Annotated in this window: 19 protein-coding genes; 10 read left to right on the top strand and 9 right to left on the bottom strand. The window is 74.7% G+C overall.

All coding sequences use genetic code 11. From position 1 onward, the window contains the following. Positions 1 to 10 precede the first annotated feature (10 nt). The 4 genes from ACFYPD_RS04310 to ACFYPD_RS04295 all read right to left on the bottom strand — a co-directional run bounded on the left by ACFYPD_RS04310 (position 11) and on the right by ACFYPD_RS04295 (position 3,938). Complete coding sequence (locus ACFYPD_RS04310) at positions 11 to 451, bottom strand: HNH endonuclease (protein ID WP_387108649.1); 441 nt, start codon at positions 449 to 451, stop codon at positions 11 to 13. A gap of 214 nt (positions 452 to 665) precedes the next feature. Further along, a complete protein-coding gene (locus ACFYPD_RS04305; protein WP_387108646.1) occupies positions 666 to 1,808 on the bottom strand; it encodes a hypothetical protein in 1,143 nt (380 codons plus the stop codon). A 73-nt stretch (positions 1,809 to 1,881) separates the two neighbouring features. Then, positions 1,882 to 3,411: an FAD-dependent oxidoreductase gene (locus ACFYPD_RS04300; RefSeq protein WP_387108644.1), complete on the bottom strand. Its 1,530-nt coding sequence runs from the start codon at positions 3,409 to 3,411 to the stop codon at positions 1,882 to 1,884. Between the two features lie 38 nt (positions 3,412 to 3,449). Next, positions 3,450 to 3,938: an MSMEG_6728 family protein gene (locus tag ACFYPD_RS04295; protein WP_387108641.1), complete on the bottom strand. Its 489-nt coding sequence runs from the start codon at positions 3,936 to 3,938 to the stop codon at positions 3,450 to 3,452. Positions 3,939 to 4,079: 141 nt separating this feature from the next. Between ACFYPD_RS04295 and ACFYPD_RS04290 the strand changes: the two genes are divergently transcribed. Further along, entirely contained in the window at positions 4,080 to 5,810 is a 1,731-nt protein-coding gene (locus ACFYPD_RS04290) for an NAD-binding protein (RefSeq protein WP_387109181.1), read from the top strand. A 6-nt stretch (positions 5,811 to 5,816) separates the two neighbouring features. Here ACFYPD_RS04290 and ACFYPD_RS04285 read toward each other — a convergent pair whose 3' ends face one another. Continuing rightward, positions 5,817 to 7,058: an APC family permease gene (locus ACFYPD_RS04285; protein ID WP_387108639.1), complete on the bottom strand. Its 1,242-nt coding sequence runs from the start codon at positions 7,056 to 7,058 to the stop codon at positions 5,817 to 5,819. Positions 7,059 to 7,067: 9 nt separating this feature from the next. After that, positions 7,068 to 7,835: a phosphatase PAP2 family protein gene (locus ACFYPD_RS04280; protein WP_387108637.1), complete on the bottom strand. Its 768-nt coding sequence runs from the start codon at positions 7,833 to 7,835 to the stop codon at positions 7,068 to 7,070. A gap of 112 nt (positions 7,836 to 7,947) precedes the next feature. Here ACFYPD_RS04280 and ACFYPD_RS04275 point away from each other — a divergent pair, with 112 nt between their 5' ends. Beyond that, complete coding sequence (locus tag ACFYPD_RS04275; RefSeq protein ID WP_387108635.1) at positions 7,948 to 9,159, top strand: DUF4032 domain-containing protein; 1,212 nt, start codon at positions 7,948 to 7,950, stop codon at positions 9,157 to 9,159. 15 nt (positions 9,160 to 9,174) lie between these two features. On the opposite strand, the gene nagA is transcribed toward ACFYPD_RS04275, so the two are convergent. From nagA to ACFYPD_RS04260, 3 genes are all read right to left on the bottom strand, one after another. Beyond that, entirely contained in the window at positions 9,175 to 10,284 is a 1,110-nt protein-coding gene (nagA, locus tag ACFYPD_RS04270) for an N-acetylglucosamine-6-phosphate deacetylase (RefSeq protein ID WP_387108632.1), read from the bottom strand. After that, complete coding sequence (locus ACFYPD_RS04265; protein WP_387108630.1) at positions 10,281 to 11,213, bottom strand: ROK family protein; 933 nt, start codon at positions 11,211 to 11,213, stop codon at positions 10,281 to 10,283. Before ACFYPD_RS04265 ends, nagA begins: the two co-directional genes overlap by 4 nt. Before the next feature lie 114 nt (positions 11,214 to 11,327). Beyond that, entirely contained in the window at positions 11,328 to 12,257 is a 930-nt protein-coding gene (locus ACFYPD_RS04260; RefSeq protein ID WP_387108627.1) for an SIS domain-containing protein, read from the bottom strand. Between the two features lie 198 nt (positions 12,258 to 12,455). Here ACFYPD_RS04260 and ACFYPD_RS04255 point away from each other — a divergent pair, with 198 nt between their 5' ends. The 8 genes from ACFYPD_RS04255 (at position 12,456) to ACFYPD_RS04220 (ending at position 19,585) form a co-directional block, all read left to right on the top strand. After that, a complete protein-coding gene (locus ACFYPD_RS04255) occupies positions 12,456 to 13,241 on the top strand; it encodes a DeoR/GlpR family DNA-binding transcription regulator (RefSeq protein WP_387108625.1) in 786 nt (261 codons plus the stop codon). Positions 13,242 to 13,449: 208 nt separating this feature from the next. Beyond that, positions 13,450 to 14,370 carry an ATP-binding cassette domain-containing protein gene (locus ACFYPD_RS04250; RefSeq protein ID WP_387109178.1) on the top strand — a complete coding sequence of 307 codons (921 nt, stop codon included), beginning with the start codon at positions 13,450 to 13,452 and terminating at the stop codon, positions 14,368 to 14,370. After that, entirely contained in the window at positions 14,367 to 15,383 is a 1,017-nt protein-coding gene (locus ACFYPD_RS04245) for an ABC transporter permease subunit (RefSeq protein WP_387108623.1), read from the top strand. Before ACFYPD_RS04250 ends, ACFYPD_RS04245 begins: the two co-directional genes overlap by 4 nt. Positions 15,384 to 15,489: 106 nt before the next feature. Further along, positions 15,490 to 15,906 carry a DUF3263 domain-containing protein gene (locus ACFYPD_RS04240; protein ID WP_387108620.1) on the top strand — a complete coding sequence of 139 codons (417 nt, stop codon included), beginning with the start codon at positions 15,490 to 15,492 and terminating at the stop codon, positions 15,904 to 15,906. 88 nt (positions 15,907 to 15,994) lie between these two features. Beyond that, positions 15,995 to 16,897: a hypothetical protein gene (locus tag ACFYPD_RS04235; protein ID WP_387108617.1), complete on the top strand. Its 903-nt coding sequence runs from the start codon at positions 15,995 to 15,997 to the stop codon at positions 16,895 to 16,897. 151 nt (positions 16,898 to 17,048) lie between these two features. Further along, positions 17,049 to 17,558, top strand: coding sequence for a GNAT family N-acetyltransferase (locus ACFYPD_RS04230; protein ID WP_387108614.1), 510 nt, complete (start codon positions 17,049 to 17,051; stop codon positions 17,556 to 17,558). A 291-nt stretch (positions 17,559 to 17,849) separates the two neighbouring features. Beyond that, on the top strand, positions 17,850 to 18,317 hold the full coding sequence (locus ACFYPD_RS04225) for a hypothetical protein (protein WP_387108612.1): 468 nt from the start codon (positions 17,850 to 17,852) through the stop codon (positions 18,315 to 18,317). Between the two features lie 2 nt (positions 18,318 to 18,319). Next, entirely contained in the window at positions 18,320 to 19,585 is a 1,266-nt protein-coding gene (locus tag ACFYPD_RS04220; RefSeq protein ID WP_387108610.1) for an SRPBCC family protein, read from the top strand. The last annotated feature ends 34 nt before the right edge of the window (positions 19,586 to 19,619 follow it).

Raw genomic sequence — 19,619 nt, 5'->3', positions numbered from 1 at the left:
CGGCCGTCCGTCACCGCGCCAGCGAGGCCCAGCTCGGCGTCATCGGCTCCCGCCGCAGCGGCATGCCCGCCTCGGCCGGGGTCCGGTCGCCCTTGCGCTGGTTGCACCCGTAGCAGGCGGCGGTGGTGTTCCCCCAGGTGTTCCGGCCGCCGCGCGAGCGGGGCAGGATGTGGTCGATGGTGCTGGCCGGGCCGTCGCAGTAGGCGCACCGCCGGCCGTCGCGGCGCAGCACCCCGCCGCGGGACCAGGCCGGGCCGGCGCTGAACCGCCAGCGGGTCACCACGTACCGGACGAGGCGGACCACCCGCGGCATCGGGAAGACCCCGATCACCTGGTCCGGCTCGGCCTCGTGGATCTCGGCGACCCGCCGGCAGAGCATCCGGATCGCGTGCTGGACGGTGACCCGGTGCAGCGGGCCGAGGTCGGCGTTGATGACGAGGACGGCGTCCACCGGGCTCTCCCTTCACGATCGGTGGTACGGCAGCAAAAAGCCGCCCGGTCCACGGGACCGGGCGGCGACGACGTGGACGCGCAGGCGCGTCAGTCGGACCGTCCGGCAGGCGGACCTTCGGCTCGGCAGCCGTCGCTGAGCAGCCACGACGGCATCGTGGTGGGGTGGCGCAGCGACATCGACGGCTCCCGGAGCGATGGTTGACCTTGCGCGCTCACGGTAGATCCACGCCGGAAACGCGGGCAACGTATTTCGATCCACCGTCGGACGGGGGCCGCTGCCGTCCGGCCCGCCCGGCCGCTCGCGCGACGGCGAGCGGCCGGCCGACCCGGGCGGCCATCTGCACCACCAGCTCGCTCTCCAGCAGCGGCCGGTTCACCTCGGCGGCCACCGACAGCGTCGGCGTGGAGACCGACCGCCAGATCGCGGTCAGCCCGGCGCCCAGGCCGACCAGAGCCACCGCCGCCCGGGTGGTGGGGGAGCCGGCCGCCGCCGCGGCGCTCACTCCGACCACCGCCAGCAGCACCACCAGCAGGGGTACGAGCACCGGCCAGAAGATTCCCCGGGCCGCCTGCACCACCAGCTTCCGGTCCCGGATGATCACGTTCCGGGCCACCACCGCCCAGTTCTCCTCGTCCAGCAGGTCGCGGGGGTGCAGGCCGCCGGTCAGCACGCCCCGCCACAGCTCGCCCTGGTTGCGCAGCTCGCGGGCCAGCTCCGCCAGCCCGGCCTCGCCCGGATCGCCGACCGCGGCCCGGGTGACCGCCCCCGCCCAGGCGGCCAGCGAGTGGCGCACCACCGCCGCCGAATACGGGGGCAGCACGGTGGCCAGCTCGTCCAGCCACCGGCTGAGCTGGATCTGCCGCCCGCCGAACCGCCCGACCAGCTGGTCGGCGTCGCCGTGCCGGACCGTGTCGGCGAGCGACCGGCCGAGCCGGTACGCCAGCCCCACCCGGTGGTTGGTGGCCATCGTCCAGCGCAGCACGTCCACGTTCAGCTCGTCGAGGGCGAGCAGCAGCGGCTCCCGGTCCGCGCCGATGGCGGCCCGGGCGGCGGCGGTGGACGGCAGCGGCCGGCCCGGCGCGGTGAGCGCGGCGATCTGGGCGAGCGCCACCTCCACCCCGTCCAGGTTCATCCGGAGCCGGAGCCGTCCCGGCATCTCGGTGACGTTGGAGAGCTTCGGCGGGGCGGCCACGGGCCGGTCCGCGCCGTCGACCAGGTCGGCGGTCTGCGCGTGGTGGTAGGTGTCCGCCATCGACCAGCCCAGCCGCAGGGCGGTGACGACGCAGGCCCGCTCGTCCCGGAGCAGCCCGTACGCGTCGTCCCGCTCGTCGTCCACCCGCAGCGCCGTGCTCACCCTCCCGACCTCCCGTGCCGACGGAGTCAGTCGAGCCTAGTGCAGCCTTTGATGGCTTATGACCGGTTTCGGATCAGCGCTGGCCGGCCAGCAGGCCGCGTGGGCGGACCGAGTGGACCGGCTCGGCCGCCGCCCCCTCCGCCCGCAGGATGTGGTTGGCGGCCACGATCCCGGTCGCCGCCGACCGTTCCATCAACGCGCTGGGGAACCCGGTGCGGATCCCGTCGCCCGCCAGGTAGAGGCCGGCCGCGTCGGTGCGCACCCCGGGCCGCCCGGCGTGACTGCCCGGGGTGAACGCCGGAGCCTGCGCCGCCACCCGGGCGCGCAGCGCGCGTACCCGCAGGCCGGCCGCCTCCGGCCAGAGCGCGGTCAGCTCCGTCCGCATCCGCTCGGCCAGCTCCTCGGCCGGCACGTCCGGCTCGCAGGCGTACGCGTGCAGCTCTACCACCGAGCCGCCGGTCCGCTCCGCCCAGCGCCGCGGCTCGTCCTCCAGCCGGTGGTAGAGGGTCACCGAGTCCAGGGTGGGCTGCCGGGACACCCCGCTGAACACCGCCCGGTCCGCGCGCACGTCGCCGTCCATCCAGTAACGGGCCACCGCGTACGGGGGGCCGGGCCAGCCGAACGCGGGCATCCGCGCCACCAGCTCGGGTGCCGCCGCGAGCAGGCCGGGAGAGGCGGCGACCAGCGCGGCGAGCGCGGGCGGGTCGACGGCCAGCACCACCTGCCCGGCCTCGTGGGCGTCGCCGTCGGCGGTGGTCACCCGCCAGCCGTCCGGCGTCCGGTCCAGCCGGGCGGCGGCCGTGCCGGTGCGTACGCGGGCGCCGTGCCGCTCGACGTGCCGGGTGAGTGGCTCCCAGATCGCCGTGGCGTAGTCCCGGTCCGGGCTGTCGAAGGCCAGCCCCTCCGGGTTGCCGAGCAGGTAGAAGTGGAACTGGGCGATCATCTCGGCGGCCGACATCTCGGCCTCGTGGTTGAAGAACGAGTGCGAGAAGACCTCGAAGAGCATGGCCCGGGCCCGGTCCGGGAGCCGCAGCGAGGTGAGCAGTTCGTCGGCGGTCCGGGTGTCGAACTCGGCGTAGGTGCGCACCGGGTCGTAGGTGAGCAGCGGCAGCGCCGCGTCCCGGTCCATGGCCCGCAGGTCGGCCAGGCGCAGGCTCGGGCTGCGCAGCAGCAGGGCGAGCAGGTTGGCCGGCGGCGTGGGCGGCAGCCGGCCGAACTCCTCGGCCGGCCACTGCGCGGAGAGGATCGGATAGCCGGGGACCGGCTTGAGGAAACCCAGGCCCGGGTCGGCCCGGCGGAGGATGTTCCGCCAGTTCCAGTACTGCCGGAAGAAGGCGTGGAAGCCGTGCTCGTTGCGCTGGGCGCCGTCCGGCAGCTCCTCCGGCCAGGCGCCGAGCCGGCCGCCCAGGTGCGGCGCCGCCTCCAGCACGGTCACCTCGACGCCGCGTTCGGCCAGCACCACCGCCGCCGACATGCCGGCGATGCCGCCGCCGACCACCAGCGCCCGCACCGGCCGCGGCACGCGCGGGGCGCCACCGCCGCCCGGGTCCACCAGGTGCCGGCGTACGCCGATGAGCCGGCCGACCACTCGCGACAGTGCCATGCGCACCTCCGCCCGACGGGGGCCTCCAGTCTGCCGGCTCAGGCCTCCGGTAGCAGACAGCGGCGCGGCCGGTCGGAGGCCGGCCAGACGTACTCCAGGTCGGGCGGGACGCCGTCGAACTGCGGGCCGTAGTGGGCCGGGTCCTTGCGCATCAGCGACGACCGGTGGCTGAGGTGCAGGTCCTCCCGGCCCAGCCAGGGCGGCAGCTCGCCGGCCCCGGCCAGCTCCGCCTGGGTCCGGATGAGGGCGATGCCGCAGGCCGAGGCGAGGTCGGTGGCCATCGTGGCCGCGCAGGTGTCCGCCCGCCCCGGCTCGCACCACACGGCGCACATGTCCAGGCCGTACCGGGTCAGCGCCTCCTCGTACCCGGCCCACATCTTCACCGCCGGATGGTTGCGCCAGCCGTAGTCCGGCCGGGTCAGCCCGCGCAGCACCTGGATGGTCTCCACCCGCTGCTTGCCCAGCCGCTTCTGGTCCAAGGTCCGGGCGCTGGCCAGGAAGTCCGGATACGGCAGGAACGTCTGCATGCCGGTGCTCTACCCGTACTGGGGGACGCCATGCGTTCATGATCGAGGGGGCTGCGCGCACTGCGAGCGACTGACTACGATCCGGGCATGGCCGAGCCCCTCCGCGACCGCGCGCGCCGGGCGACCGGATGGCGGCTGAAGATGAACGGCGACGTCCGTCCGCACTACGTGGTCTGCGGCTCGGACCCGTTGGCCTACTGGGTGGTCCGGTCGCTGCTCGCCACCGACCCGCCCGCCGGCCGGGTCCGGGTGACCCTGGTCGTGCCCGAGCGCCGCCGCTCCGACGGGCCCGACGGGCGGGACATCCCGGGCCTCCAGGTCGTCCGGGCGGACCGGCTCGACGAGGCCACCTTCCGCCGGGCCGGGCTGGCCGGGGCGGACGGGCTGGCCCTGCTGCACCAGGACGACGTGGGCAACATGCACGCCGCGCTCTGCGCCCAGGAGGTCGAGCCCCGGCTGCGCCTGGTGGTCCGGATGTTCAACACCAGCCTGGCCAACGGCGTGCGGCAGCTCTTCCCCGACTCGGCGGTGCTCTCCGACGCCTCGATCTCCGCCCCGGCCTTCGTGGCCGCCGCGCTCGGCGAGCTGGCCCCCACCCATTTCCGGCACGCCGGCCGCACCCTCTACGTGGCCCGCCGCGCCGACGTACGCCCGCAGGACGTGCTCACCGGGCTGGCCGTCACCACCGACCCGGAGCTGGTCCGGGTGCTGCCCGCCGACGAGTCCTCCGCCGACGTGGTGCTGGCCGAGGCGACCGGCCGGCCCCCCGGCACCGAGCTGGCCGCCCGCCGGCTGGTCCGGGCCCGCCGTCGCCGGCAGCCGGTCGCGGTGCTGCTCCGCGCGGTCCGCAGCTTCGCCACCCGCAAGATCGGCCTGGCCGTGCTGGTGCTGCTGGCGGTGATCGCCGTGCTCGGCTGGCTCAACGCCCGGGCGGCGGACGTGACCTGGTCCGAGGCGCTCTACCTGACACTGGTCACCACCCTCAGCGGGCAGGACCCGGACGTCAACAAGGCCCTCGCCGCCCAGATCATGCAGGTGGTGCTCAACCTGGCCGGGCTGGCGCTCATCCCGCTGATCACGGCCGCCGTGGTCGACGGCATCGTCAACGCCCGGCTCGCCCTGCACGCCGGCCGGATCCAACCCGACCGCTCCGGGCACGTGGTCGTGGTCGGGCTGGGCAACATCGGCACCCGGGTGATGGCCCAGCTGCACGACTTCGGGGTCGAGGTGGTGGCCATCGACAAGAACCCGGACGCGCGCGGCGCGCCGCTGGCGCACCGGCTCGGCGTGCCGCTGATCATCGGGGACGCCGGCCAGGAGGAGACCCTGCGGGCCGCCTCCGTCGACACCAGCCAGGCGCTCGTGGTGGTCTCCACCGACGACGGGGTGAACCTCCGCGCCGCGCTCAACGCCCGCTCCCTCGACCCCGACCTGCGGGTGGTGCTGCGCCTCTTCGACGGCGACTTCGCCGAGCGGATCCAGCAGGCGTTCGGCATCGGCATCTCGCGCAGCGTGTCGTACCTGGCCGCCCCGGCGTTCGCGGCGGCCATGCTGGACCGCGCGGTGATCGCCACCATCCCGGTCGACCGGCACGCGCTGCTGGTCACCGAGGTGCCGGTGGTGGCCGGCTCCCCGCTCGACGGGCGGCCGCTCGGCGCGGTGGCCCGCCCCGGCGAGGTGCGCCTGCTGGCCCACACCCGGGCCGGACAGAAGACGGAGTGGTCCACCGACCCCCGGATGGTGATCCACGCGGGGGACCGACTGACCGTGGTGGCCCGGCGGGCCGGGCTCACCGCCCTGCTCCGGGAGACCACGCCGGTGCCGCCACCCGCACCGGCCGGCGCGCCGGTCCCCCGCCAGCCGGACGAGTGACCGGCGTCAAATCGCGCGGGTGGCGTGGCGGAGCGCGTACCAGGCGGCGCCGAGGGCGAGCACGCCGAAGCCGCTGAGCGCGCTGGCCGGGGGCAGGTTGACCGCGAGCACCAGGCAGCCGACCAGCCCCAGCGCGGCGAGCAGCTGCACCGGCAGCTTCCGGGCCGGATCCCGGCCCAGGGTGAGCGCCGAGGCGTTGGCGATCGCGTAGTAGACCAGCACCGTGCAGCTGGAGAAGCCGATCGCGCCCCGGACGTCGGCCAGGGACACCACGACGATCACCACGGCGGCCACGGCCAGCTCGGCGCGGTGCGGCACCCGGTGGCGCGGGTGCACGGCGGCCAGCGCGCCGGGCAGGTCCCGGCGGCGGGCCATCGCCAGCGTGGTCCGGCCGACCCCGGCCAGCAGGGAGAGCAGCACCCCGGTCACCGCCACGGTCGCCCCGGCCCGGACCAGCCAGGCCAGGCCGGGCAGCCCGGCGGCGGTCACCACCTCGGCCAGGGGTGCGGTCGAGGCGGCCAGCCGCTGCCGGCCCAGCACCCCGAGGGCCACCACGGCCAGCACCAGGTAGATGGCCAGCACCACGCCGAGCGCCAGCGGCACCGCCCGCGGGATGGTGCGCTCCGGGTCGCGGACCTCCTCGCCGAGGGTGGCGATCCGGGCGTACCCGGCGAAGGCGAAGAAGAGCAGGCCGGCGGCGGTGAGCACGCCCCGGACGCCGGTGTCGGCGAAGTCGGCGAGCCGGTCGGGTGCGACGTGCGGCGCGCCCGTCACCGCCACCACGGCGAGCACGGTGAGCACCACGCCGACCAGCATCCGGGTGGCGGTCGCCGTCTTTCCCACCCCGCGCAGGTTCACGGCGGTCACCGCCACCACCGCGAGGACCGCGACGAGCCGCGCCCGGCCCGGCCAGAGGTACGCCCCGATGGTCAGCGCCATGGCGGCGCAGCTCGCCGTCTTGCCGATCACGAACCCCCAGCCGGCGAGGAACCCGGCGAACGGGTGCAGCCGCTCCCGGCCGTAGACGTAGGTGCCGCCGGACTCCGGGTAGCGGGCGGCGAGCCGGGCCGAGCTGGTCGCGTTGCAGAAGGCGATGAGGCCGGCGAGGGCCAACGCGGCCAGCAGGCCGGCGCCGCCGGCCGCCGCCGCGGCGGGGGCGAAGACCACGAAGACGCCCGCCCCGAGCATCGACCCCAGCCCGATGACGACCGCGTCGGGTACGCCCAGCCGGCGCGCCAGTTCAGCCATGAGCGCAGGCTAGGGGGCGGAGGTGAACGGCCGGTCCCGATTTCGCAGCGGGCCGGGCAGCGGCAGGTCGTCCCAGGGCACCCGGCGCAGCAACCGGTCCAGCAGCAGGCCGAGCATCAGCCCGGCGACCGAGTCGGTCAGCCAGTGCCAGCCCAGGTAGATGGTGGTGCAGAAGACCACGAGCGGCGGCACCACCCGGATCACGGTGACCAGTCGGGGCGGGACGGTCCGGCCGAAGGTGCGCAGCAGGGGGGCCAGCAGCAGGGCGAGCACGCCGTACCAGACGATCGCGTTGGCCACGTGCCCCGACGGGTAGGACTGGGCGAAACGCACCGGCAGGTCCTGCTGGAACAGCGGCAGGGTCTGGTCGGGCGCCAGGAACGGCTCCTTCACGCTGGCGCTCGGCGCCGGCCGCGCGGTCCACACCTTCAACGGCCCGATGGTCAGGTAGGTGAGCACGAACGCGGTCACCGGCGGCAGCACCGGGCGGACGGAGCGGAGCCGGACCGCCAGCAGCACGCCGAGCCCGGCCGCGAGCAGGGTCAGCGGGGTGCCCTGGCCGAGCAGGTTGAGCGCCATCGCGGCCCACCGGGCGGCGGTCGGCCGGTGCTCGGCGGACCAGTCGGCGACGGCCCGGTCGAGCCCGAAGAGGTGCCCCTCGGCCAGCGCCACGGTGAGCGCCACGAGGGCGGCGAGCAGCAGCCCGTCCCACCACCAGCCGGCTGGCCGGACGCGCCGGAGCCGCGGCTTCCGGCGTACCCCGGTTGTCTCCCGCACGCGACCACGCTACCGGCCGCCCGCGGCGCCGGGCCCGCGCGGGCGTGCGGCGGCTGTGGGCCCAACCACGAAGGGAAGCGCTTCCCGGGGGTCAGCGGTCACACTGGTCCCCGTGCGGATCACCTCGGCCCTCGTCGACCCGGCGCTGCTCGACCTTCCCTGGTCGACCCCGCTGGAGGAGTGGCCTGCCGAACACCTGGTCGCGCTCCCCCAGGGCATTTCGCGGCACATCGTGCGTTTCGTCCGGCTCGGCGGCTACGTCTACGCGGTGAAGGAGACCGGCGAGCGGGTCGCCGAACGGGAGTACGACCTGCTCCGGGCGCTGGAGCGGATCGACTTCCCGTCGGTCGAGGCGATCGCGATCGTGGCCGACCGGCAGACCGACGACGGCGAGCCGCTCGACCCGGTGCTGATCACCCGGCACCTGCAGTTCTCGCTGCCCTACCGGGCGCTGTTCTCCCGCACGCTGCGGCCGGAGACCATGACCCGGCTGCTCGACGCGCTGGCGGTGCTGCTGGTCCGGATGCACCTGACCGGCTTCTTCTGGGGCGACTGCTCGCTGTCCAACACGCTGTTCCGGCGGGACGCGGGCGCCTTCGCCGCCTACCTGGTCGACGCGGAGACCGGCGCGCTGCGCCCCTCGCTCTCCAACGGCCAGCGCGGTGAGGACCTGGAGATCGCCCGGGTCAACATCTTCGGCGAGGCGCTGGACCTCCAGGCCGCCGGCCTGCTGCACGAGTCGATCGACCCGGAGGAGGTCTGCGAGCAGGTCGTGCAGCGCTACGAGCGGCTCTGGCACGAGATCACCTACGAGCAGCAGATCGAGCGGGAGGCCCGGCACGACATCGAGGGCCGGATCCGCCGCCTCAACGAACTGGGCTTCGACGTCGCCGAGGTGGCCATGTCGACCGTCGACAACGGGCGCTACCTGGTCCGGCCCAAGGTGGTCGACGCCGGCTACCACACCCGGCGGCTGCTCCGGCTCACCGGCCTGGACGCCGAGGAGAACCAGGCCCGCAAGCTCCTCAACGACCTGGACGCGTACCGGGTGGAGAGCGACCTGACCGACGAGCAGCAGGCCGCGCACCGCTGGCTGACCGAGGTGTTCGAGCCGGTGGTCCGGGCGGTGCCCGCGCACCTGCGCCGCAAGCTGGAGCCGCAGGAGCTGTTCGCCCAGATCATCGAGCACAAGTGGCTGCTCTCCGAGCAGGCCGGCCGGGACGTCGGGATGCGGCAGGCGGTGCAGTCCTACCTGGCGGACGTGCTGGTGCACCGCCCGGACGAGCAGGCGGTGCTCGGCGTCGAGGTGCCCACCGCGGGCTGACCGCAGCCCGCCGCGTCACTCCACCCAGGCGCCGGCGCGCATCACCCGTACCACGTTGAGGTCGTCGTCGAGGACGACCAGGTCGGCCCGGAGGCCGGTCTGGAGCGCGCCCACCCGGTCGCCCAGGCCGATGGCCCGGGCCGGGGTGGTGGCCACCATCCGGCAGGCGTCCGGCAGGGCGACCCCTGCCCCCACGGCGTGCCGCAGCGCGGCGTCCATGGTCAGCGTGCTGCCGGCGATCGCGCCGTCCCGGCTGAGCCGGGCCACCCCGTCGGCCACCGTGACGGCCTGGCCGCCCAGCTCGTACTCGCCGTCGGGCATGCCGGCGGCGGCCATCGCGTCGGTGATCAGGGCGGCGCGCTCCGGGCCGGCCACCGAGGTGGCGAAGCCGAGCATGCCGTCGTGCAGGTGCACCCCGTCGGCGACCAGCTCGCAGACCACGTTCGGGGCGTCCAGCAGGGCCACCACCGGCCCCGGCTCGCGGTGGTGCACCGGGCGCATCCCGTTGAACAGGTGGGTGCCGACGCTCGCGCCGGCCGCCACGGCCGCCCGGGTCTGCTCCCAGGTGGCGTCGGTGTGCCCGACCGCCGCCACCACGCCCTGCCCGACCAGCAGCTTGATCGCCTCCAGCGCGCCGTCGCGCTCCGGGGCCAGGGTGACCATCCGGACCGTCCCGCCGCCCAGCTCGATCAGCTCGGCCAGCTCCTCGGTGGACGGGTCGCGGAGGAACTCCGGGTTCTGCGCGCCGCAGCGGGCCGCGGACAGGTAGGGCCCCTCGAAGTGGACGCCGGCCAGCACCCCGGACTCGACCAGCGGCCGGTAGGCGGCGGTGGCCTCGCGCATCAGCGGGAACGGGGAGCTGACCAGGCTGGCCAGCAGCGTGGTGGTGCCGTGCCCGAGGTGGAAGTCGGCGGCCTGTCGGGCCGACTCCGCGTCGCCGGTGGTGAAGGTGTGCCCGCCCCCGCCGTGGGTGTGCATGTCCACGAAGCCGGGCATGATCCAGTGCCCGTCGCGCACCGTCGGGTACTCGGCGACGGCCCGGATCCGGTCGCCGGCGATCTCCACGCAACCCTGCCGGATCACGCCGTTCGGGGTCACCACCTTGCCGGTCACGCGCAGGGTCATCGGCTCTCCTTCGCCAGGGTGTCCAGGGCCAGCAGGGCGGCGCCGAGGCAGCCGGCCTCGTCGCCGAGGGCCGCCGCGACCAGGCGCGGCTCGCGGTGGAAGGTCAGGCGCTCGCGTAGCGCCGCGCGCAGCGGGTCGAACAGTCGGGGGCCGGCCTGGGCCAGCCCGCCGCCGATCACGATGGTCGCCACGTCGAAGAGCGCCTGACCGGTGGCCAGACCGTCGGCGAGCGCCTCGACCGCCTCCCGCCAGACCCGGCCGGCCAGCGGCTCACCGGCCGCGGCCCGGTCGGCCACCTCGGCGGCCGTGGCCTGGGCGCCGGACAGCTCGGCGTACCGGCGGCCGATCGCCGAGGCCGACGCCACCGCCTCCAGGCAGCCGGGGCGGCCGCAGCCGCAGCGCGGGCCGTCGGGGCGTACCAGGATGTGGCCGATCTCCCCGGCGGCGCCGTGCGCGCCGACGGCGGCCGACCCGTCGACCACGTGGGCGGCGGCGATGCCGGTGCCGATCGCGACGAACAGCACGTGCCCGGCGTCCCGCCCGGCGCCGAGCCGCGCCTCGGCCAGGCCGCCCACCCGCACGTCGTGGCCGAGCGCCGTGGGCAGGCCGAGCCGCGTCCGCGCCAGCTCCCGCAGGGGTACGTCCCGGAAGCCCACGTTCGCCGACCAGACCGCGACCCCGCGGGCCTCGTCGACGACCCCGGGCACGGCGACGCCGCACGCCACCGGGGTGAGGCCGTCGGCGCGGGCCTTGCCGGCCAGCCCCTCGGCCACGTCGAGGATCGTGGCGACCACCGCCTCCGGGCCGCGCGCCGCGTCGGTGGCGTGCCGCTCGGCGTGCACGGTGGCGCCGTCCGGGCGGACCAGGGCGCACTTCATCCCGGTGCCGCCCACGTCCAGCGCGACGACGACCTCGCCGCCTGGCGTCACAGTGCCTCCTGTGTTCGCGACTGCGGGGCTCGCAACCCCGGCTCACTCCTCGCGCTCACGGTGCCTCCTGTGTTCGCGACTGCGGGGCTCGCAACCCCGGCTCACTCCTCGCGCTCACGCCAGCACCACGGAGCGGGTCAGGTGTCGCGGCGCGTCGGGGTCGAGGCCGCGGCTGGTGGCCAGCGCGACGGCGAAGCGCTGGGCGAGGATCAGGTCGGCCATCGGGTCGACCGGGTTGCGCCCGGCCGCCCAGCTCGTCAGCACCGTGTGGCAGCCGTGCGTGCGGCTGTGCACGAAGGCGGCGCCGGTCGCGGCCACGTCCTCCGCCAGCCCCTCCGGGATACCGCCGAACGCCCAGACCAGCCGCCCCGGGGCGGCGATCGAGATCGGGCCGTGCCGGTAGTCCATGGCCGGGTACGCCTCGGCCCAGAAGGTGGCCGCCTCGCGGCACTTCAGCGCGGCCTCCTGGGCCAGCCCGACCGTCCAGCCACGGCCGAGGAAGGTGACCTGCTCGATGGTGGCCGGGTCGATCGGCAGCGGGGCCCGGACGGCGACCTCGGCGTCGGCGGCGAGTCGGCCCAGGTCCTCGCCGAGGTGGGCGCGGAGCAGCGCGAGCGCCGTGGTGGCGAACCGGGTCTGCACGACCGAGCGCTCGTCGGCGAAGGGCAGCGGCACCGAGGCGTCGGCCAGCTCGACGGCCGGGGAGGCCGGGTCGCCGACCAGGACCGTGGTGGGCAGCTGCCCGCGCAGCGCGGCGAGCAGGTCGAGCACCTCGGTGGTGGTGCCGGAGCGGGTGATCGCGATGACCCGGTCGTAGCGGCGGCCGGTGGGGAACTCGCTGGCCTGGAAGGCGTCGGTCTCGCCCTGGCCGGCCTGTTCGCGCAGCCCGGCGTAGGCCGCCGCCATGAACCACGACGTGCCGCACCCGACGACGGCGACCCGCTCGCCGGAGCGCGGCAGGCGGTCGGCGACGGTCGGGGCGAGCCGCGCCGCCTCCCGCCAGCAGTCGGGCTGGCTCGCGATCTCCGCGTGCACGTACGCCATGACAACTCCTCGCCAGGGGAGACTTTGCGCAATACGGCGCGATACGGCCGCCTTTCGCGCGTCATTCTGCGCGATTCGGGGTGGCCGTGGCAACCGGCTCCCACATCGCGCAGGACAGGGTTTTGCGCCTGGCCAGTTTCGCGCACTACTGTGCACGCAATCAATCACCGTTCGTGCAGAGTCAGTGGAGGCCCCGCGGTGGACCGCTACGCCCGATGGAACGCGCTGCTCGAGATGCTGACCGACAGCGGCCGGGTCAGCGTCGAGGAGGCGGCCGGGCGCCTGGACGTCTCCCAGGCCACCATCCGGCGTGACTTCGACCAGCTCGCCCAGCAGCAGATGATCACGCGGACCCGGGGCGGCGCGGTCGCCAACGGCGTCTCCTACGACCTGCCGCTGCGCTACAAGACGGCCAAGCACTCGGCCGAGAAGCAGCGGATCGGCGCGGCCGCCGCCGCGCTGGTCTCCCCGGGCACGGTGGTCGGTCTGAACGGCGGCACCACCAGCACGGAGGTGGCCCGGGCGCTGGCCGTACGCCCCGACCTGAACACCAGCGCCGAAGGCGCCCAGCTCACCGTGGTCACCAACGCGTTGAACATCGCCAACGAGCTGCTGGTGCGCTCGCGGATGAAGGTGGTGGTGGCCGGCGGCGTGGTCCGGCCCAAGTCGTTCGAGCTGGTCGGCCCGCTGGGCGGGGCGCTGCTGCGCGAGGTCACCCTGGACGTGGCGCTGCTCGGCGTGGACGCCATCGACCCGCAGCTCGGCGCCGCCGCCCACCACGAGGGCGAGGCGGCCATGAACAGCCTCATGGTGGCCCGGGCCAAGCGGGTCGTGGTCATCGCCGACTCGTCCAAGTTGGGCGGGCACGCCTTCGCCCGGATCTGCCCGGTGGACCGGGTGGAGACGCTGGTGACCGACTCCGGCGCGTCCCCCGACGTGGTGCAGGCGTTCCGCGACGCGGGCGTGCACGTCGTCTGCGCCTGACGCGGCTCTCCGGCGCGCCCGACCCCGAATCCGGGAAAACCCTGATGCATACCGGGTATTGTCTCCGGCTGCATACCGCGTATGGTGTCTCGCTGTCACCTACTTATCGGGGGAGGTCAGCTTGTCGGCTGTCCTGGAGATCGAGGGTCTCCGCAAGACGTACCGGAGCCGGAAACGCGGGGTCCGCCACGCGCTCGACGGCTTCGACATGCGGGTCGAGGCCGGCCAGGTGCACGGCTTCCTCGGCCCCAACGGCTCGGGCAAGACCACCACGCTGCGGACGCTGCTCGGCCTGATCCGGCCCAACGGCGGCCGGATGGCCATCCTCGGCCAGGAGCTGCCGCAGGCGCTGCCCGCGGTCGCCGGCCAGGTCGGGGCCATCGTGGAGAGCCCGCAGTTCTTCCCGCACTTCTCCGCCCGGGACACCCTCGGGCTGCTCGCCCAGGCCGGTGAGCTGCCCCGGCAGCGGGTCGACGAGGTGCTGGAGCTGGTCGGGCTGCGCGACCGGGCCGGGGAGCGGGTGAAGACCTACTCGCTCGGCATGAAGCAGCGGCTCGCGGTCGCCTCCGCGCTGCTGAAGAACCCGAAGCTGCTGATCCTGGACGAGCCGGCCAACGGCCTCGACCCGGGCGGCATCCGGGAGATGCGCGGGCTGATGCGCGACCTCGCCGCCGCCGGGATGACCGTCGTGCTCTCCAGCCACATCCTCGGCGAGATCCAGCTCATCTGCGACTCGGTCACCATCATCTCGCTGGGCCGGCGGGTCGCGTACGGGCCGGTCGACGAAGTGCTCGCCGCGCACTCGCAGGGCTCGGTGCGGGTCCGCCTGGAGGCGGTCACCGACCTGCCGCAGGCGGCCGAGACGCTGACCCGGGCCGGGATCCGGGTCGCCGCCGAGCCCGACCACCTGATGCTCTCCGGCGTCGACAAGCCGGCCGCGGTCAGCCGCGTCCTCGCCGAGCAGGGCCTCTACGTCAGCGAGCTGACGCCCGTCGCGGTCGATCTCGAGAGCGTCTTCCTCGAACTGACCGCCACCGCGCCGGTTCCCGGCCAGCACCGGCAGGTCGACCAGTCCACGAAGGTCGGTGAGCCGGGCAGCGGCGTCGCCGGAGGAGGTTGGGGCGCATGAGCCTCTACGTGACCGAACTGCGCCGGCTCAGCAAGCGCCGGCTCACCCGGCTGCTGCTGGTCCTGCTGCTGCTCGGCCTGGCCACAGTGGCCACCGCGTTCAGCTTCTCCAGCCACCAGCTCTCCAAGGAGACGGTGGCGGCCGCCCAGGTCGAGTCCGACGCGCAGTACCAGCGGGCGCTGGCGGACTGGAAGAAGAGCGTCGCCGACTGCGATGCCGCCAAGGCCGGCGGCGACCAGAACACCGAGGACCGGTACGGCCCGAACTGCGGCCGGGACTGGCAGCCGCAGCCGGAGATGTTCGACCCGAAGTGGAACCTGCCCTACCAGTTCGACTTCCGGGCCGAGTTCCCCATGTTCATCGCGGTCTTCGCCGGGGCGGTGGCGCTCTTCGCGTTCATCGTCGGCGCCTCCTACGTTGGCGCCGAGTGGAGCACCGGCGGGATGATGAACCTGCTGCTCTGGCGGCCGAAACGGCTCGCCGTGCTGGGCACGAAGCTGGCCGCGCTGCTCACCACGGTGCTCGGGGTGAGCCTGGTGCTCGGTGCCTTCTGGACGCTCGCCTTCTGGCTCATCGGCCGCTACCGGGGGACCACCGCCAAGGTGACCGGCGGGGTGTGGCAGTCCATCGGCCTCGACGGCCTGCGGGCGGTCGGGCTCATCCTGCTCGTCGGCGCGGTCGCCTTCGCGCTCGCCTCCCTGGGGCGGCACACCGCGATGGCGCTCGGCGCGGCCGTGGCGGTCTTCGCGATCAGCGAGATCGGCATCCGGATCGCGGTGGCCGTGCTCTCCGTACCGTTCGGCGACCGCTATGTCCTCTCCACGTACGCCCAGTCGTGGTTCATGAAGAAGGTGGAACTCTTCGACTACGACACCTGCCAGTTCGCCAAGGGCGCGTGCGAGCCGGCCAAGCTGGTGGTCACCTGGCAGCAGTCCGCGCTGGTGCTCGGGGTGGGGGCCGCCGCGGCGCTGATCGGCGCGTTCTGGTCGATGCGCCGGCGGGACATCGCCTGACCGGCGCGGACTCCGCGTCCGATGCGGGCCGGGCGGACCCTGGTTAGGCTGGGGTCCCCCGGCCGGCGTCGTCGCGCCGGTCGCCCCGTCCTGCTGAGGAGCGCCATTGCCCGCCGACGCCACGGAGCGGGCCGCCACCAACCGGCCCGAGCCGTCGGGGACCGCCGACGTCGCGCGCCGGGAGGCCGGCGTCGCCGTCCCGCCACCCCGCTCCGCCCCCGCGGTCGAGGCCGCGCCGCCGGACGACGGGCCGGCGGAGGCGGCTCCGGCCGCGGAGCCGCCTCGGGAGGCCGACGGGCTGACCGAGCGGGAGCGACAGATCCTCGCCTTCGAGCAGCAGTGGTGGAAGCACGCGGGCGCCAAGGAACAGGCCATCCGGGACACCTTCGGGCTCTCCGCGACCCGCTACTACCAACTGCTCAACGCGCTGCTCGACCAGCCGGCCGCGCTCGCCGCCGAGCCGGTGCTGGTGGGCCGGCTGCGCCGGCTGCGCTCGTCCCGGGCCCGGAACCGGCGGCGCTGACCGGCCGCACGACCCGTGGGTCCGGCCGGCCCGGCATGGGCTCCGGCGCTCCGGGTAGGCGGCGGACGGCGACGGAGGGAGCAGACGGATGGGGGCACCAGACCGGCGGTACCCGATCGGCAGCCGGCCGGCCCGGCCGGTCGGGACGGCGCCCATGATGCGGGTACGCTCCGCCTCCGATCCGGCCCCGGGCCGGCTGGAGAACGAGGACCTGGTCTTCCGGTTCGGCCCGCTGGTCGGCGTCCTCGACGGGGCGACCGTGCCGGAGGGTTTCGACACCGGTTGCGTGCACGGCCCGGCGTGGTACGTCCGGCACCTGGCCGCCCGGATCGGCCTGGCCGTCGCGGCCCGCCCGGCGGCGACGCTGATGAGCAGCCTGGCGGCCGCGATCCTGGCGGTGCGGGCGGACCACGGCGGCGAGTGCGACCTGGACCACCCGGGCACCCCGTCCTCCACCGTCTGCCTCCTGCGGGAGGGCGGCGACCAGGTGGACTACCTGGTGCTCTGCGACAGCCCGCTGGTGCTCGACACCGGGGACCGGATCGGTGTGGTCTCCGACGACCGGCTGGACGCTGCGCTGGCGGACCTGCGCCGGACGGCCGCCGCGTTGCCGGACGGGGACGTCGACCCGGCGACCCGGTTCCGCCGGGCGGTGACCGTGCAGCGGACCCGGATGAACCGGACGCACGGCTACTGGGCGGCCGCCAGCGACCCGGACGCGGCGTACCACGCGGTGACCGGCACGCTGCCGCTGCGCGGGCCGGGGGCGTTGCGACGGGCCGCGCTGCTCAGCGACGGCGCCTCCTGCGCGGTCGACCAGTTCGGCCTCTTCGACTGGGCCGGCCTGCTCGACGTGACGGCGGCCGAAGGCCCGGAGGGGCTGATCGACCGCGTCCGGGCGGCCGAGCGGGACCACTCGGACCGGTTGCGCCGGCGTAAGCGTACGGATGACGCCTCGGTGGTGCTCTGCGACTTCGCTCCGGCGGGGTGAGCACCCTCACCGTCGAAACGGACCGGTCGGCTGACAACGGAGCGTGAGGCGGAACACCCCGGGGGTACGACCGGCCGACCCCCTCCGCCGGACCGGCAGTCCGGGCCCAAAGGGGTGGACTTGGGCCGGTACGACCGGCAGACTGCGGCTCGTGATGGGTGCGGTACGACTGGAGCCGGTGGACGAGCGAAACCTGGAGCCGTTGCTCTCCGTAGCGGCTGCCGAGGCGGAGCCGGAGGACGTCATGCCCCCGGTCCAGGCCCCGGCCGGGTGGTCGCTGGCGCGCCGGGAGGCCTTCCGCGAGTTCCATCGGGCGAGCTTCGGCGGGTTGGACGGCCCGACCCGTACCCAGATGTACGCGATCGTGGCCGGCGGCGAGGTCGTCGGCATGGTGCGGATGACGCGCTGCGGCGAGCCGGGGACGGTGGAGACCGGGATGTGGCTGGGCCGCTCGGCGCGCGGCCAGGGGCTCGGCGCGGCCGCCCTGCGGGAGCTGCTCCACGCCGCCGCGGCGGCCGGCATGCGCACCGTCGTGGCCGAGACGACACCGGACAACCAGGGCGCCGTCTCGGTCCTTCGTAAATGTGGCGCGGAATTGCGTGAGAAGGACGGGAAGCTTCGCGCAGAAATGTGTCTCGATTCCGCCCTGCCGGCCCATTAGATTCTCACTCGCCTTTGTGCAACGTTTGACTTTTCCCTGCTCAACTGGTCTTCTCTGACCGTTTTGCGCCGTCTCCGCCTCTCCTGAGCCGCCTATCCAATTGCGCGGTGACAGACGTCTCGGCAATTCCGCCGAAATGTTTTGGGCATGGCTGGACGGGTACTGCCCGCCGGGTCCGCTGATACGGGACGCCGGTCGCAGGCCCATTTCCCGCTGATCCCCGGTAGCTGCTTTCCCGGGCCTGCTCCATGCATGAGGTGTCCGCTTCCGCCGGGGAGCGAAGGAGAACTGATGAAGAGCGGAGCACGGGTGGCGCTGGCGGTGGGCTTCGGCTACCTCCTCGGGCGCCGGAAGAAGATGCGTACCGCGCTGACCCTGGCCGCCGCCGTCGCGGCCGGGCGGGCCAGCCAGCGCCCGGGCGGCCTGAAGCAGCTCGGCACGGACCTGTTGAACGTCCCCCAGCTCGGCGGCCTCGGCAAGCTGGGCGTCCCGCTGGCCACGGCCGGCAAGGCCGCGGCGACCGCCGCCGCGGGCAGCGGTATCGACGCGCTCAGCGGCAAGCTGCGCGGCAGCGCCGACGCGCTGCGCCGGAAGTCCGGCGGCGGCCAGTCCGACGCCGGCCGGCCGGACGAGGAGCCGGCGGACGACGAACGCTCGGCCCCCGACGACGAGGAGGAGCTGGACGAGCAGCCGACGGCGGAGGACGAGACGGACCGTGGCGGGCGCCCGGCCGTCGCCCGACGGCAGCGGGGGCGATGACCATGGCGACCAGCAACCTCGCGGACAAGGCCCGGGACCAGCTCGGCGGCGAACTGCGCAACCTCGCCTCCGCCATCGGCGAGCGGGCGATGCACGTGGTCACCGAGCGGCTCACCGGCGCCACCGGGCGGCTCAGCGAGTACGCCAGGCAGGGCGGCGGCCCCGGCTTGGTCGCCGCCGCCACCGGCGCGCAGAAGCTCGCCGAGGGCCACTCCCCGGTCAAGGCCATGTTCCATGCCGGCCTGGCCGGCGGTAAGGAGAAGTTGATGTCGGCGTTCGGCGGCGGCAAGGGCGGCAAGGGCGGCGGCAAGAAGCTCAAGGTCACCAACATCGTCGAGACGATCGAGGTCGGCGTGCCGGTACGGGTCGCGTACAACCAGTGGACCCAGTACGGCGACTTCCCGAGCTTCATGAAGAAGGTCGAGCAGGCCAACCGCGACTCGGACGAGAAGATGACCTGGAAGGCGCAGGTCTTCTGGTCGCACCGGACCTGGGAGTCGACCATCGTCCGGCAGATCCCCGACCGGCTCATCCACTGGCGGTCCAAGGGCGAGAAGGGTTCCGTCGACGGCACGGTCAGCTTCCACGAGGTCGGCCCCGAGCTGACGAAGATCCTGGTGGTGCTGGAGTACCACCCGCAGGGCCTCTTCGAGCACACCGGCAACCTCTGGCGCGCCCAGGGCCGCCGGGTCCGGCTGGAGCTGAAGCACTTCGTCCGGCACGTGATGACCCAGACCGTGCTCGACCCCGACTCGGTCGAGGGCTGGCGCGGTGAGATCGAGGACTCCCAGGTGGTCAAGGACCACGAGACCGCGCTCCGCGAGGAGCAGGAGGCTGAGGAGCAGGAGGGCCGCGAGCAGGAGGGCCGCGAGGAGCAGCGGGGCCGCGGGGAACAGCGGGGCCGCGGGGAACAGCGGGGCCGCGCCGAGGAACCCGAGGAAGAGCCGGAGGAGGAGCCCGAGGAGGAGCCGGAGGAGGAGCGCCGGCCCGCCGGTCGCGGCCGCCGCCGGCCGCCGCCGCCGCGTCGCCGTCCCACCCCCGACGAGGAGGAGTACGCGGACTACGACGAGGGCGACGACTTCGACGACGACGAGTACGCCGAGGAGCCCGAGGAGGAGGAGCCGCCGCGCCGCCGCGCGCCCGAGCGGGCCCGCCGCCCCCAGCCGCGCGAGGAGCGGGAGGCGCGCCCCGAGCGCCCGGCCCGCCGGGCTCCCGAGACACCGCGACGTCCGGTGGTCCGCCGCCGGCGAGAGGAGCGTGAGGAATGACCATGTCCACCACGACGGGACAGTCGGGCAGCGC

The sequence above is a fragment of the Micromonospora sp. NPDC005299 genome (assembly GCF_042872345.1).
Classification (GTDB): Bacteria; Actinomycetota; Actinomycetes; order Mycobacteriales; family Micromonosporaceae; genus Micromonospora.
This window is presented reverse-complemented; position numbering and strand designations above follow the sequence as displayed.